This window comes from Rhodopseudomonas infernalis, from assembly GCF_022271405.1.
Classification (GTDB): Bacteria; Pseudomonadota; Alphaproteobacteria; order Rhizobiales; family Xanthobacteraceae; genus Rhodopseudomonas; species Rhodopseudomonas infernalis.
The window spans coordinates 1-14,627 of sequence record NZ_JAJNAL010000014.1; the positions used below are offsets into that span (position 1 = coordinate 1).

At 66.7% G+C, this 14,627-nt stretch carries 10 protein-coding genes; 5 read left to right on the forward strand and 5 right to left on the reverse strand.

Annotated elements, in window-relative coordinates; translation table 11 throughout:
* Positions 1-339: 339 nt before the first annotated feature.
* A complete protein-coding gene (locus LPW26_RS11655) occupies positions 340-2,556 on the reverse strand; it encodes a 3-hydroxyacyl-CoA dehydrogenase NAD-binding domain-containing protein (RefSeq protein ID WP_238735328.1) in 2,217 nt (738 codons plus the stop codon).
* A 105-nt stretch (positions 2,557-2,661) separates the two neighbouring features.
* On the opposite strand from LPW26_RS11655, the gene LPW26_RS11660 reads away from it, so the two are divergent.
* Complete coding sequence (locus tag LPW26_RS11660; RefSeq protein ID WP_238735330.1) at positions 2,662-3,435, forward strand: EAL domain-containing protein; 774 nt, start codon at positions 2,662-2,664, stop codon at positions 3,433-3,435.
* Between the two features lie 93 nt (positions 3,436-3,528).
* On the opposite strand, the gene LPW26_RS11665 is transcribed toward LPW26_RS11660, so the two are convergent.
* The 3 genes from LPW26_RS11665 to LPW26_RS11675 all read right to left on the reverse strand — a co-directional run bounded on the left by LPW26_RS11665 (position 3,529) and on the right by LPW26_RS11675 (position 7,162).
* Complete coding sequence (locus tag LPW26_RS11665) at positions 3,529-4,737, reverse strand: acetyl-CoA C-acetyltransferase (protein ID WP_238735332.1); 1,209 nt, start codon at positions 4,735-4,737, stop codon at positions 3,529-3,531.
* Between the two features lie 155 nt (positions 4,738-4,892).
* Positions 4,893-6,683, reverse strand: coding sequence for an acyl-CoA dehydrogenase C-terminal domain-containing protein (locus LPW26_RS11670; protein ID WP_238735334.1), 1,791 nt, complete (start codon positions 6,681-6,683; stop codon positions 4,893-4,895).
* Between the two features lie 92 nt (positions 6,684-6,775).
* Positions 6,776-7,162, reverse strand: a complete 387-nt coding sequence (locus LPW26_RS11675) for a nuclear transport factor 2 family protein (RefSeq protein ID WP_238735487.1) — start codon at positions 7,160-7,162, stop codon at positions 6,776-6,778.
* A 146-nt stretch (positions 7,163-7,308) separates the two neighbouring features.
* Between LPW26_RS11675 and LPW26_RS11680 the strand changes: the two genes are divergently transcribed.
* The 4 genes from LPW26_RS11680 to LPW26_RS11695 all read left to right on the forward strand — a co-directional run bounded on the left by LPW26_RS11680 (position 7,309) and on the right by LPW26_RS11695 (position 13,699).
* The gene (locus LPW26_RS11680; protein WP_238735336.1) at positions 7,309-8,073 is read left to right on the forward strand and encodes a TetR/AcrR family transcriptional regulator; all 765 of its coding nucleotides are present in this window, start codon (positions 7,309-7,311) and stop codon (positions 8,071-8,073) included.
* A 392-nt stretch (positions 8,074-8,465) separates the two neighbouring features.
* Positions 8,466-11,822: a tetratricopeptide repeat protein gene (locus tag LPW26_RS11685; protein ID WP_238735338.1), complete on the forward strand. Its 3,357-nt coding sequence runs from the start codon at positions 8,466-8,468 to the stop codon at positions 11,820-11,822.
* Between the two features lie 168 nt (positions 11,823-11,990).
* On the forward strand, positions 11,991-12,914 hold the full coding sequence (locus LPW26_RS11690; RefSeq protein ID WP_238735340.1) for a sulfite exporter TauE/SafE family protein: 924 nt from the start codon (positions 11,991-11,993) through the stop codon (positions 12,912-12,914).
* A complete protein-coding gene (locus LPW26_RS11695; protein ID WP_238735342.1) occupies positions 12,914-13,699 on the forward strand; it encodes a TIGR02186 family protein in 786 nt (261 codons plus the stop codon). Before LPW26_RS11690 ends, LPW26_RS11695 begins: the two co-directional genes overlap by 1 nt.
* Positions 13,700-13,926: 227 nt before the next feature.
* On the opposite strand, the gene pdeM is transcribed toward LPW26_RS11695, so the two are convergent.
* Positions 13,927-14,601, reverse strand: coding sequence for a ligase-associated DNA damage response endonuclease PdeM (pdeM, locus tag LPW26_RS11700; RefSeq protein WP_263858994.1), 675 nt, complete (start codon positions 14,599-14,601; stop codon positions 13,927-13,929).
* Positions 14,602-14,627: the final 26 nt, after the last annotated feature.

The window sequence follows — 14,627 nt, forward strand, 5'->3', positions numbered from 1 at the left end:
TCCGGCGCTTCGCTCCGCCCCGAGAGGGGCTGCGCTACGCGCCGGAACACGCGGACCCAGAACTGTCGACAATCATCCCGGTCTGAAGTGTCGGGAATCATGCCGGTTGAACACGGGCACTGAGTCTCGTGAACCTCTCCCGCTTGCGGGAGAGAGCCTGCCCTCGGGCTTGACCCGAGGGTCGACGCGCGAAGCGCGGCGGGTGAGGGCACTCCTCTCCGCGAATCGCTGAGTCAGCGGTTGGGGCGCCCTCACCCCAACCCTCTCCCGCAAGCGGGAGAGGGAGCTCGCTACGGTTCGGGGCTAGCTACGTCATTTCATCATGGAAGACGTAGCTAACTACGCCGCCGCCTGCTTCTTCGGGGCGAAGCGGTGGTAGAAGGTGTCGCCGGTCTTGGCCATCTCTTCAAGCAGCTTCGGCGGCGTGAAGCGCGAGCCGAACTTGCCCTCGAGCTTGTGGCACAGCGCCACGAACTCCTTGGTGCCCATGAAGTCGATGTAGCTCAGCGTGCCGCCGGTGAACGGCGCGAAGCCGAAGCCGAGGATCGAGCCGACATCGGCCTCGCGCGGATCGACGATGACGTTGTCCTCGACCGTGCGGGCAGCTTCGACCGCCTGCACCGCCAGGAAGCGCTGCTTGAGCTCCTCGACGTCGATCGTGTCGGGATCGAGATGCTTCGGCTGCAGCGCGGCGATGCCGTCCCACAGGCTCTTCTGGCCTTTGCCCTTCTCCGGATAGACGTAGAAGCCCTTGCCGTTCTTGCGGCCGAACCGGCCCTGCTTCTCGACCAGCTCGACCATCAGCTTCTTCTGCTGCTGATCGACCGCCTGTTCGCCGAGGTCGGCTTCGGTCGCCTTCATGATCTTCAGGATCAGATCGAGCGCGACTTCGTCGGCGAGCGACAGCGGGCCGACCGGCATGCCGGCCATCTTGGCGGCGGTCTCGATCATCGGCGCCGGGACGCCTTCCATCAGCATCTCGAGGCCTTCGGCGGTGAAGCGCAGCACGCAGCGGTTGGCGAAGAAGCCGCGCGAGTCGTTGACCACGATCGGGGTCTTGCCGATCTGCCGGGTGTAGTCGAGCGCGGTGGCGAGCGCGACGTCGCCGGTGTTCTTGCCGACGATCACTTCGACCAGCATCATCTTCTCGACCGGCGAGAAGAAGTGGATGCCGATGAACTTCGACTGGTCCTTGAACTCCTCGGCCAGCGAGTTGATCGGCAGCGTCGAGGTGTTGGAGGCAAAGATCGCGCCTTCCTTCAAGAGCGGCTGCGCCTTGGCGTAGGTCTCGGCCTTGACCTTGCGATCCTCGAACACCGCCTCGATGACGAGGTCGCAATCCGAGATCGCGTTGAAGTCTGCGGTCGCGGTGATGCGCGACAGCAGCGCTTCGGCGTCCGCCGGCTTGGCGCGGCCTTTCTTGATGAGACCGTCGATGACCGACTGGCAGTGCGCCTTGCCCTTGTCGGCGCTCTCCTGATCGCGGTCGATCAGCACCACCTCGATGCCGGCCTTGGCCGAGACGTAGCCGACGCTGGCGCCCATGAAGCCGGCGCCGATGATCGCGAGCTTCTTGACCTTGGTGGGCGGCACGCCCTGCGGACGGCGCGCACCCTTGTTCAGCTCCTGCATCGACAGGAACAGGCTGCGGATCATCGCCGCCGCTTCCTTCGTCTGCAGCACATGGGCGAAGTAACGCGACTCGATGCGCAGCGCGACGTCCATCGGCACCTGCAGCCCCTCATAGACGCAGCTCATGATGGCGCGCGCGGCCGGATAGTTGTCGTAGGTCTCGCGGCGATAGATGGCGTTGCCGGCCGGGAACATCATCATGCCCTGCTTGGAGAACACCGGGCCGCCGGGCAGCTTGAAGCCCTTCTCGTCCCACGGCGCCACCGCCTTGCCGCCGGCCTTGATCCACTGCTTGGCGGTGTCGATCAATTGATCTGCCGGCACCACGGCGTCGACCAGCTTCAGCGCCTTGGCCTTGTCGAGCTTGAGCTGATCGCCCTTGAGCAGAATGGTCATCGCCTCCTGCGGATTGACGATACGCGGAATCCGCTGCGTGCCGCCGCCGCCCGGGAACAGGCCGACCTTGATCTCGGGCAGGCCGAGGCGGGTCTTCGGATTGTCGGCAGCGACGCGGTAGTGACAGGCCAGCGTGACCTCAAAACCGCCGCCGAGCGCCATGCCGTTGATCGCCGCAACCCACGGCTTGCCGCCGGTCTCGATGCCGCGCAGGATCTGCGACAGCTTGCGGCTCTCGTCTAACAGCATCTGCTGGGCGGCTTCTTCACCCTTGTCCGTCTTGATCTGGGCGAACTGCTTGGTCATCGCCTCCAGCATCGACAGGTCGGCGCCGGCGCAGAACGCGTCCTTGGCCGAAGTAATCACCACGCCCTTGACGGCCGCGTCCTTGGTCGTCTGCTCGGCGATCGCGGCGAGCTCCTCGATCGTCTTGGTGTCGAGCACGTTCATCGAGCGTCCGGGGAGATCCCAGGTCACGAGCGCGATGCCGTCGGAGTCGATCTCGATCTTGAAGTTGCTGTAGCTCATCGCTGTGTGCTCCGTTTCGAACTGTTAGCTTAACGTTGCATAAGAGGTCTGATTGTAGGCTACCGTCTTACCCGCGCTGTGAGCGCCGATAAAACAGGAGGCCTTATGAGTTCCGCTTGCGCCGGTTGCCAGGATGGCATCGCGGTTCCGTTCGAGATGAAGATGGCTTTTCAGCCGATCGTCGATCTGTCGGCGCAGCGGGTGTGGGGTTACGAGGCTTTGGTACGCGGGCCGAACGGCGAGCCCGCCGGCATGATTCTGTCCCAGGTCACCGACGAGATGCGCTACCGCTTCGATCAGGCGGCGCGCGTACTTGCGATCGAGACGGCCGGCAAGCTGTTCGTCGATTCCTGCACGCGGCTGTCGATCAACTTCATGCCGAACGCGGTCTACGAGCCGAACGCCTGCATTCAGAAGTCGCTCGCCGCCGCCAAGCGCGCGCAGTTCCCGCATCGGAACCTGATGTTCGAGTTCACCGAGAACGAGCGCATGCTCGACGCCGCGCATGTCAGCAAGATCATCGAGGTCTATCGCAAGCTCGGCTTCCTCACTGCGCTTGACGATTTCGGCGCCGGCTATGCGGGCCTCGGCCTGCTCTCCAAGCTGCAGCCCGATCTGATCAAGATCGACATGGAGGTGCTGCGCGACATCCATCTCAGCCGCGCCAAGCAGGCGATCGTCGCGGGAATCGTCGGCATCGCCCGCGAACTGGACATTCGCGTGCTCGCCGAAGGCGTCGAATGCGAACAGGAATGCACCGTGCTGCGCGCAGCCGGTATCTCGCTGTTCCAGGGTTACCATTTCGCCAAACCTGCTTTGATGGCTCTGCCCGAGGTGCCGATGCTGACGCCGACGATCGACGTCAGAGCGGCCGTGTAGTTCGTAGGGTGGGCAAAGGCGCGAAGCGCCGTGCCCACGCGAACGACCGAGACCGTGGTGGTGGGCACGCTTCGCTTTGCCCACCCTACGGTGTCACACCCGCTCGATGATCGTGGCGGTGCCCATGCCGCCGCCGATGCACAGCGTCACCAGCGCGGTCGCCTTGCCGGTGCGCTCGAGTTCGTCCAGCACGGTGCCGAGGATCATCGCGCCGGTGGCGCCGAGCGGATGGCCGAGCGCGATTGCGCCGCCATTGACGTTGATCTGATCCTTGTCGATCTCGAACGCCTGCATGTAGCGCAGCACGACCGAGGCGAACGCCTCGTTGAGCTCGAACAGATCGATGTCGCTCTTCTTCATGCCCGAGCGCTCGAACAGCTTCTTGGTCACGTCGACCGGACCGGTCAGCATCATCGCCGGCTCCGAGCCGATATTGGCGAACGCGCGGATCTTTGCACGCGGCTTGAGGCCGTGCTTGTCGCCGGCCTCCTTGCTGCCGAGCAGCACCGCGCCGGCGCCGTCGACGATCCCGGACGAGTTGCCGGCGTGATGGACGTAGTTGATCTTCTCGATTTCCGGATGCGACTGGATCGCCACCGCGTCGAAGCCGCCCATCACCGCCATCGGCGCGAACGACGGCTGCAACTGGCCGAGCGACTGCATCGTGGTCGACGGCCGCATGTGCTCGTCCTTGGCCAGAATCGTCAGGCCGTTGATGTCCTTGACCGGCACCACCGACTTGTCGAACCGACCTTCGTCCCACGACTTCGCGGCGCGCTGCTGGCTCTGCACCGCGTAGGCGTCGACGTCGTCGCGAGAAAACCCGTATTTGGTGGCGATCAGATCGGCCGAGACGCCCTGCGGCATGAAGTAGGACGGCACCGCCATCGACGGGTCCATCGGCCAGGCGCCGCCCGAGGCGCCGAGACCGATGCGGCTCATCGACTCCGCGCCGCCGCCGATCACCAGCTCGTGCTGACCGCTCATCACCTGCGCGGCGGCAAAGTTCACCGCGTCGAGGCCCGAGGCGCAGAACCGGGAGATCTGCACGCCCGGCACGGCCTCGCCGAGACCGGCGTTCATCGCCGCGAACCGCGCGATGTCCGAGCCCGCCTCGCCGACCGGATCGACCACGCCCATCACGACGTCGTCGACCACATCCTTCTTCAGATTGTTACGGTCCTTCAGCGCCTTCAGCGGCACCGTCGCCAGCGCCAGCGCAGTCACCTCGTGCAGCGCGCCATCGGCCTTGCCGCGGCCGCGCGGGGTGCGAACGTGATCGTAGATATAGGCTTCGGGCATGGGGTGTTCCTCAAAATGAAGCTGTGACGCAGTGTTATTCGAGGTGTCATCGCCCGGCTTGACCGGGCGACCCAGTATTCAAGAGCGTCGCGGATGAGCCGCCGGCGCCGGGGTTACTGGATCCCCGCCTTCGCGGGGATGACAGCACGTGGAGATCAGAACGCTTCCGCCGGCAACTCCATGGTGGTCGCGCTGCCGGTCTGCAGCCGCGCCAGATGCAGCGCGGTGGCGGGCAGCGAGCGTTCCATGAAGAACCGGCCGGTGACCAGCTTGGTGGTGAGATAGGGCGTGGCGCCGCTGGCGGCAATCTTGTCCTGCGCCACCTTGGCCATCTTGGCCCACATGTAGCCGCAGGCGACGAGACCGAACAGATGCATGTAGTCGGTGGCGCCGGCGCCGGCATTGTCGGGCGCCGCCATCGCGTTCAGCATCAGCCAGGTGGTGGCCTGCTGCAGATGGCCGAGCGAGGTCGACAGCGGGCTGACGAACGGCTTCATCGCCTCGTCGCCGCCGTGCTCCTTGGCGAAGGCGCCGACCTCGGCGAAGAACGCCATCACGGCGCGGCCGCCGTCGCGCGGCAGCTTGCGGCCGACGAGATCGAGCGCCTGGATGCCGTTGGCGCCTTCGTAGATCATCGCGATGCGGGCGTCGCGGACGAACTGCTCGACGCCGTTGGCGTGGATGTAGCCGTGGCCGCCATAGATCTGCTGCGCCATCACGGTGTTGGCGAAGCCGGTGTCGGTCAGCACACCCTTCAGCACCGGAGTCATCAGGCCGAGATGATCGTCGGCGGCCTGCCGCTCCTTGGCGTCGTCGGAGCGATGCGCAACATCGCTCTTCAGCGCGGTCCACAGCACCAGCGCGCGCGCCGCCTCGTTGAACGAGCGCATCGTCAGCAGCGCGCGGCGGATGTCGGGATGCACGATAATCGGATCGGCCGGCTTGTCGGTCGCCTTCGGGCCGGACAGCGCGCGGCCCTGCAGCCGCTCGCGGGCATATTCGACGGCGTTCTGATACGCGACTTCCGACTGCGCCAGGCCCTGCACGGCGACGCCGAGGCGGGCCTCGTTCATCATCACGAACATGCCCTGCATGCCCTTGTTCTCTTCGCCGATCAGCCAGCCGGTGGCGTCGTCGTAGTTCATCGTGCAGGTGGCGTTGCCGTGGATGCCCATCTTGTGCTCGATCGAGCCGCACACCACGCCGTTGCGCGCGCCGAGCGAACCATCGGCATTGACCATGAACTTCGGCACCACGAACAGCGACACGCCCTTGATGCCGGCGGGTGCGCCTTCGATCCGCGCCAGCACCAGATGGATGATGTTGTCGGCCATATCGTGCTCACCGGCCGAGATGAAGATCTTGGTGCCGGTGAGCTTGTAGCTGCCGTCCGCCTGCTTCACCGCCTTGGTGCGCAGCAGGCCCAGGTCGGTGCCGCATTGCGGCTCGGTGAGGTTCATGGTGCCGGTCCACTCGCCGCTCACCATCTTGGGCAGATAGGTCTGCTTCTGCTCCGGCGAGCCGTGCACCGTCAGCGCCGCCGCGGCGCCCATGGTCAGACCCGGATACATCGCGAACGCCATGTTGGCGGAGTTCAGGAATTCCTGCACGGTCTGGGTCAGCGTGATCGGCAACCCCTGCCCGCCATATTCGGTCGGCGCCGACAGGCCCATCCAGCCGCCCTCGGCGATCTGCTTGTAGGCTTCCTTGAAGCCTTTGGGCGGGGTGACGCTGCCATCGTCGTTGCGGGTGCAGCCTTCGCTGTCGCCGATGCTGTTCAGCGGATGCAGCACTTCTTCGCTGAGCCGGGCCGCCTCGTTGATGATCGCATCGCGTACGTCCGGCGCCGCGTCGGCGAAGCCGGGCAGATTGTTGTAGCGGTCGAACTGAAACACGTCGTTCAGCAGGAAGCCGACATCTTCAACGGGAGCCTTGTAGATCGTCATGCGTGTCTCTCGATCGGGATCTGGTGTGAAGTGTACGCCATGCGGGGCAGGTTCAGACGGCGGCCACGAGGATTTGACTGGATGCCGGCGCGCTACTGACGCGCCAACTGCTCTCCCATCAGCCGGTGCAGCAGATTGATCGCCTTCAATGGCCGGACCATGACCTTGAAGTTGGTAATCCGTCCATCGTCCGCGAACGTGATGATGTCGACGCCGTTGAGCTTGATGCCGTCGATCTCGTTCTCGAATTCCAGCACCGCGCCATTTTGGCTGCGCCACTCGCCCACATATTTGAAGCCGGGGCCGCCCAATACCTTCTCAGCGCTCACCAGGTACTTGAATACGATATCGCGGCCGGCCTGCGGCGTATGTACCACCGGGCTTTCGAACACAGCGTCGGGATGCAGCAGATCCCACAGTGCGGCCTTGTCATGAGTCTTCATGAAGCCGTACCAGACGTCGAGGCCGTTCAATGCCATCAGTGGCGCTCCGAGTTGGTGAGAGACGATTGCCGGATGGGTCGCGCGGTCGCGACCGAAAGGATCTGCCGCGCCGTCACGCGCCGCGCCCGATGCTAACAGCCAAATCATCTTTGGCTGCAGGTCCGACATGAAGAACAGGCTGATTGCGACGACGCGTCACGCCGATTGCGCGGAGACCGCGCGCGGCGGATCGAAACGGCCGGCCCAGTCGCTGGGCCGCATTGCCACGCAGGATCGCTGTCATCGCCACCCATCGCGCGGCGCCAGCGCCGCACCCTTCGAGACCGTTTCCATACATCCCTGAATGGTATCTAGCGAGACGGCTTGGCCGTGTCAATACACTGGTGTATGGTCGGCAGATGGAAACGGATACCAAGGACCGGCTCACGCGCGCCGATTGGCTGGCGCATGGCCTGCGCATGCTGGCGCGCGAAGGCGCGAACGCCCTGAAAGTGGGCGATCTGGCAGCCGGGTTGGATGTCTCCCGCGGTAGTTTCTACTGGCACTTCAAGGACGCGACCGATTTCCGCATCCAGCTGCTGCAGCGTTGGCAGGAGCGCGTCACCGATCAGGTGTTTCGCGAGATCGACGCCGCGATCGTCGGTCCGGCCCGGCTGACGCATCTGATAAAGCTCGCCTTCAACGAAGACCGCAGCCTCGACCGCGCCATTCGGGCGCTGGCCGAAACCGACCCGACGGCGGCCGAGATGGTGGCGTCGGTGGACACAAGGCGGGTCGAGTATCTGGCCAAGATCCTGATCGAGTCCGGCGTCGAAAGCCGGCGCGCGCAGTCGCGGGCCGAATTCCTGTACTGGGCCTATATCGGCCAGACCGCGATGCTCAACCCCGCGCACTCGGTGATCACCGAAGCAGACATCGACGATCTGAGCGCTCTGTTTACTCGCTGACTTCCCCCGGGGCACTGCGCGCCCCCTCTCCCGCCTGCGGGAGAGGGTTGGGGTGAGGGAGCCCCAGGCACTGAATCAGCAAGCGCGGATGGGAGTGCCCCTCACCCGGATCGCTACGCGATCCGACCCTCGGGTCAAGCCCGAGGGCAGGCTCTCTCCCGCAAGCGGGAGAGGTTACGCAGTGCTCGGGGATACGCTTGCGGGAGCGGGATAATACGCGGTCCGGCAAGTTTCCCCTCCCTCCGGCCACCATCCTTAACTCGGTATTTACCCTAACGCGAAAAAGTCGGTGCGAGAGGCAGCCCTCCCGCATTGAATTCGGGTGTCGTTCGCGCGGGACACGACGGGAAGGTTGCAAGCGCCGCAGTCGGCAGTTCGGAAGCGACCAAAACATGAATCGCGTATCGTGGAGCGTCGAAGGCATCGAACCGTCAGTGCGGGAGCGCGCGGAAGCCGCTGCGAAGCGCGCCGGCATGTCGCTCGCGGACTGGATCAACGGTCAGCTCGGCGACTCCGCACCGCAAGGCGCGGCTGCCCCCACCCATGCGCCTCAAGCTCCGGTCCAGCCCGACACCCAAGCGGCCGCTCCGGAGCTCGAGCCGGGACGCGGTGTGATGTCCGACAAGGGTGCGCCCGACGTCGCCGAAATTCATCAGCGGCTGGATTCGATCGCCCGGCAGATCGACCAGATTTCCCGTCCGCCGACACGCGGCGAGCCGGTGTCGCGACAGCTGAACGACGCGATCTCGCGCCTCGACGCGCGGCTGGCGCGGATCACCGAGCCGAAGCCCGCTCCGCAGCCTGCAGCCCAGCCCGAGCCGGCGCCGCAATCGCCGACCGAGCGGGTCGAGCGTGCCGCCACCCAGGTCTATCGCAGCTCGCCGCCGCTCGATCCGAACGCGCTCGACCTCGCGATTGCCGAGATCGCGGCCCGCCAGAGCGAACTCGACGCCCCGGTCGGCCGCGTGCCGTCGCGGCAAGCTCCGCCGATTGCGCCTTCGATCGCCCGGGATATGACCCCGCCGTCCGGCCCGAACTTCTCGAGCCTGGAGCAGCAGTTGCTCAGGATCACCAGCCAGATCGACGCGCTGCAGCGGCCCGACCAGATCGAGCAATCGATCGCGGCGTTCCGGACCGAACTCGCCGAAATCCGCCAGACCATCACCGAAGCGATGCCGCGCCGGGCAATCGAAACGCTCGAAGGCGAGGTCAGATCGCTGGCGCAGCGGCTCGACGACAGCCGCCACGGCAGCATCGACGCCGGCGTGATCGCCGGCATCGAGCGGGCGCTCGGGGAAATCCACGCCGCGCTGCAATCGCTGACGCCAGCCGAACAGCTTGCCGGTTTCGACGAAGCGATCCGCAATCTCGGCGGCAAGATCGACATGATCGTGCGCAACAGCGACGATCCCGGCACGTTGCAGCAGCTGGAAAACGCCATCGGGGCGCTGCGCGGCATCGTCTCCAATGTCGCCTCCAACGAGGCCCTCGAGCAGCTCAGCAGCAACGTTCACACCCTCGCCGACAAGATCGATCAGCTGTCGCAGGTCGACAGCAACACCGTTTCACTCGCGGCGCTCGAGAACCGCATCACCGCGCTGACCGCCGCGCTGGAGAGCCGCGAGCCGGCCGCCAGCGCTTCGACCGAGCAACTCGAAAGCGCCATGCGGGCGCTGTCGGAACGGCTGGATCACCTGCCGGTCGGCAATGACAATTCGTCGGCCTTCGCGCATCTCGAACAGCGCGTGACCTTTCTGCTCGAAAGGATGGAGCAGGCCGCCGGCGCGCGCGGCGGCGGCAATCTCGAGCGCGTCGAAGAAGGCCTGCAGGACATCCTGCGGATGCTCGAGCGCCAGCAGGACAGCTTCAGCCGGATCGCCGATCTCAGCCAGGCGGCGTCCGCGTTCGACAACGGCGCGGTCGAGACCATCAAGCGCGAGATTTCCGACATCCGCTTCAGCCAGTCCGAAACCGACCGGCACACCCAGGATTCGCTCGAGGCGGTACACAACACGCTCGGCCACGTCGTCGACCGGCTGGCGATGATCGAGAGCGATCTGCGCAGCGCCCGCTCGGCGCCGCCGGTCGCCGAGCCCGCCAGGCCGACGACCAAGCCGACAGCCGCACCGATCCCTGCGCCGATGCCGGCCGCGATGGCGCCGGCCCCGCAGGTTAAGCTGCCGCCGCGCCCCGAACTGCCGAACCCGGCCGCTGCCATGCCGGCCTTCGAGGCCGCGCCGCGCGAATTTGCGCCGAGCCGTCCGGCCGAGCCGGCCGTCGCCGAGCCCGCGCCCGCGCCCGCTCCCAGTTCGCGCGCGATCTTCGACATTCTCGATCCGCAGGCGAGCCGCGGCCGCGCGCCCGAGCCGCAGATCACCACGCAGCGGATGCCGCAGGATTCGCTGCCGCCGGATCATCCGCTGGAGCCGGGCAGCCGGCCGCCGGCCCGCGTCGCCTCGCCGTCCGAACGGATCGCAGCTTCGGAAAGCGCCATCAGCGAACTCGCCGGCTCTGCCAAGCCCGAACCGGCCAGCAGTTCGAGCTTCATCGCGGCCGCGCGCCGCGCCGCCCAGGCGGCCGCCACCGCGACCACGCAACCGGCCGACAAGGTTAAGGTCAAGCCGCAAGGCGCCGCCGGCTCCGACGCCGGCAAGCCTGTCACTACGCTCGGCTCCAAGATCCGCTCGCTTCTGGTCGGCGCCAGCGTCGTGGTGATCGTGCTCGGCACCTTCAAGCTCGCGATGAACCTGCTCGACAACGACCTTCCGGTCCCGGCCGCGAGCCTGCAAGAACCCGCGCCGCAGGACGGCGGCGCCGACGAGGACGACGAGATGCCGGCCGAAACGCCCGCGGCTCCGGCAGCCCCGTCGATGACCTCGCCGACACCGCTGAACCAGCAATCGCTTTTCGGACCAGCGCAGACGCCGGCCGCCGCGTCGCCGGCGCCGGCGCCGGCGTCGTCCGCCAAGACCGCGTCCGTCGACATCACCGGCGCAATCCCCACGCCGCAGACCTCGGCGCCTCCGCCGATCACCACGGTCGCGATCCCGGCCGGCGAGACGCTGCCCGAGGCGATCGGCGGTCCGGCGCTGCGCAAGGCCGCGCTGAAGGGCGACGCCGCCGCCGCCTACGAGGTCGGCAACCGCTTCGCAGAAGGCAAGGGCGTGCCGGCGAATGTCGAGGAGGCCGCCAAATGGTACGGCCGCGCCTCGCAGGCCGGCGTCGTGCCGGCGATGTTCCGGATGGGGACCCTGAACGAAAAGGGCCTCGGGGTGACCAAGGATCTCGACGCCGCGCGGCGCTACTACGTCCGGGCGGCGGACCGCGGCAACGCCAAGGCGATGCATAATCTCGCGGTGCTCGAGGCTGACGGCGGCGGCAAGGGCGCCAACTACAAGAGCGCGGCGGAGTGGTTCCGCAAGGCGGCCGAACGCGGCGTCCCCGACAGCCAGTTCAACCTCGGAATCCTGTACGCCCGCGGCATCGGCGTCGAACAGAACCTCGCCGAGTCGTTCAAATGGTTCAGCCTCGCGGCGGCCCAGGGCGACAATGACGCCGGCAAGAAGCGCGACGACGTCGCCAAGCGGCTCGATCCGCAATCGCTGTCGGCCGCCAAACTCGCGGTGCAGACCTTCATGGTCGAGCCGCAGCCCGACGATGCCGTCAAGGTCGCGACCCCGGCCGGCGGCTGGGACGCGCAGCCCGCGGCGGCCGCCAAGTCGGGCGCCGGCAAGCGCGCGGCACGCTGACCGGATAACCGTTCACCACCGCACCAGGTTCGCGGCGGCGGGAGGCGAAAAACCTCGGCCGTCGCGGATTCTTTAATCCAAGGTCAGGTTGTTATCGGCTATGCAGGGCTGCCGGACCTCGCGGGTCCGCGCATTCAGCCACAGCGACGAACTCCGAAGCGACCGCGCGTGCAGCTTTATCTTCCGATCGCAGACCTTCCGGTCAATGTCCTGCTCATCCTGGCGATGGGCGCTGCGGTCGGGTTCGTGTCCGGCATGTTCGGGGTCGGCGGCGGCTTCCTGATGACGCCGCTGCTGATCTTCATCGGCATCGCGCCGGCCGTCGCGGTCGCCTCCGTCACCAGCCACATGGCGGCGTCGTCGTTCTCGGGCGCGCTGTCGTATTGGCGGCGGCGGGCGATCGACCCGATGCTCGCCTTCATCCTGTTATGCGGCGGCATCGCCGGGACCGCGCTGGGCGTCTGGTTCTTCGCGCTGATGCGCTCGGTCGGGCAGCTCGATCTGATGATCGCGCTGTCCTACGTGGTGCTGCTGACCGCGGTCGGCGGGCTGATGGTGTATGAGGGCATCCGCGCGATCCTGCGCAGCCGCCGCGGCCAGGTGCCGCTGGCAGGCCGCACCGGCAACCGCAACTGGATCCACGCGCTGCCGCTGAAGATCCGGTTCAAGCGCTCCAAGATGTATCTGTCGGTGATCCCGGTGGTGACGATCGGGCTGCTGATCGGCTTCATCGGCGCCGTGATGGGCGTCGGCGGCGGCTTCATCCTGGTGCCCATGCTGATCTATCTGCTGCGGGTCCCGACCAGCATGGTGGTGGGCACCTCGATGGTGCTGACGCTGGTGACGATGCTGATCGCCACCGTGCTGCACGCCGCCACCAACCACCTGGTCGACGCCGTGCTGGCGCTGATCCTGATGATCGGCGGCGTCACCGGCGCGCAATTCGGCGCCCGCGCCGGCCAGCGCATCCGCGGCGAACAGCTGCGGCTGCTGCTCGGCCTCCTGGTGCTGGCGGTCGGCATCCGCTTCGCGGTCGACCTCGGCATCAAGCCGGAGGAATTGTTCACCCTGCGCGAAACCGGGCCGAACTGATGGGATCCCGGCGCGCACAGCTGTGGGTGATCGCCGCGCTGGCGCTGCTCGCGCTGGCCGGCCCGGCGCGCGCCGAGAAGCTGATCGTATCGGTCTCCAACGCCCGGGTGACGGTGACGCCGAACTATTCGGGCGGCGAGCTGGTGCTGTTCGGCTCGGTCGAGCGCGACAGCCCGGCGCCGGTCGAGCCGATGGCCTATGGTCTGGTCGTCACCGTGATCGGTCCGCGCTCCGACATGGTGACGCGGCGCAAGGAGCGCCGCTTCGGGATCTGGATCAACACCGATTCCCGGCAGTTTCTGATGGTGCCGAGCTATCTGGCGGTGTTTTCCAACCAGCCGCTGCAGGCGATCGCCGCCCCCGAGGTGCGGCGACGGCAGCAGCTCGGCATCCGCTACACGCTGCTGACCCAGCGGATCGGCACCGACTATGCGGACGTCGTTTCCGACGATCAGTTCCGCACCGCCTTCGTGCGGCTGCGCGAGGAGCGCAAGCTCTACGAGGAAGACCCGGCAGCGGTGAAATTCCTCACCCCGACGATGTTCCGCACCGGCATTCCGCTGCCCGCCGAAGTGCCGATCGGCAGCTACGAGGTGCACATCAAGCTGTTCGGCAACGGCGAACTGCTGACCCAGACCGAGACCTCGTTCGAAATCGCCAAGGTCGGCTTCGAACAATTCGTCGCCACCGCCGCCAAGCAGCACGGCATCCTCTACGGCCTGTTCACCGCCCTGATGGCCCTCGCCACCGGCTGGATGGCATCGATCGTGTTTAGGCGGGACTAATCGCGCCCCAAGCACGTCACGCCCCAAACACGTCATTCCGGGGCGCGCGCAACGCGCGCGAACCCGGAATCCCGCCGTTCAGGGCACCCGACAGCGCCGCGCGTGGCGAACTCTCGACTCAACAACTTCGAGATTCCGGGTTCGCTCGCTTCGCGAGCGCCCCGGAATGACTCGTGGAGAGGTGGGCGCGCCGGCGAAAGCTGAGTGAAGACCTGCGCGTCGATCCGTCAGCAGCAGCGCGACGCCGCGATGGCGTGGAGGCGGTGGTCGCCGAGGACGTGGGCGACGAACGCGGCCGAGCCGAACAGGCGGGCGAAGGCGGCGTCGCGGATGTTGAGGCCGCCGGTGTAGGCGCCGAACGCCGGCATCACCACACGCAGGCCGTCGCCGGCGAAGCAGCGCCGTTCGACGCTGCGGCCGCGGCGGCTGACGCGGGCTTTCGGATGCAGATGGCCGGCAATTTCGCCGCGCGCGCCGGTCGGCTCGTGGCGGAACGCGATGTCGCCGATCGTCACTTTGTCCGCGACGCTGCCGCCGAGGTCGCCCGGTAGTTCCGGATCGTGATTGCCGGAGATCCAGATCCAGTCGCGGCGCGCCTGCAGCGCCGTGAGGATATCGCGATTGGCGGCCGACAGCCGGCCATGCGCGTGCCGATCGTGAAAGCTGTCGCCGAGCGCGATCACGCAGCGCGGATCGAACCGCGCGATCACTGCACCGAGCCGGCCGAGCGTCGCCACCGTATCGTAAGGCGGCAGCAGCACGCCGCGCATTGCGTAGCTCGAGCCTTTTTCGAGATGCAGATCGGACACGATCAGCAGCCGCTCGGCTTCCCAATACAACGCGCCAGACAGGTCGGCCACCATCGCAACATCGGCGACGGTGACGACGGGCACCTCATCCAGTTCGTTCGAAGCGCGGTCTGCCGGCA

What these genes read in the sequence shown, in the direction of transcription:
- LPW26_RS11655 (WP_238735328.1), bottom strand. Translation starts at nt 2,556, where the DNA reads ATGAGCTACAGCAACTTCAAGATCGAGATCGACTCCGACGGCATCGCG.
- LPW26_RS11660 (WP_238735330.1), top strand. Translation starts at nt 2,662, where the DNA reads ATGAGTTCCGCTTGCGCCGGTTGCCAGGATGGCATCGCGGTTCCGTTC.
- LPW26_RS11665 (WP_238735332.1), bottom strand. Translation starts at nt 4,737, where the DNA reads ATGCCCGAAGCCTATATCTACGATCACGTTCGCACCCCGCGCGGCCGC.
- LPW26_RS11670 (WP_238735334.1), bottom strand. Translation starts at nt 6,683, where the DNA reads ATGACGATCTACAAGGCTCCCGTTGAAGATGTCGGCTTCCTGCTGAAC.
- LPW26_RS11675 (WP_238735487.1), bottom strand. Translation starts at nt 7,162, where the DNA reads ATGGCATTGAACGGCCTCGACGTCTGGTACGGCTTCATGAAGACTCAT.
- LPW26_RS11685 (WP_238735338.1), top strand. Translation starts at nt 8,466, where the DNA reads ATGAATCGCGTATCGTGGAGCGTCGAAGGCATCGAACCGTCAGTGCGG.
- LPW26_RS11695 (WP_238735342.1), top strand. Translation starts at nt 12,914, where the DNA reads ATGGGATCCCGGCGCGCACAGCTGTGGGTGATCGCCGCGCTGGCGCTG.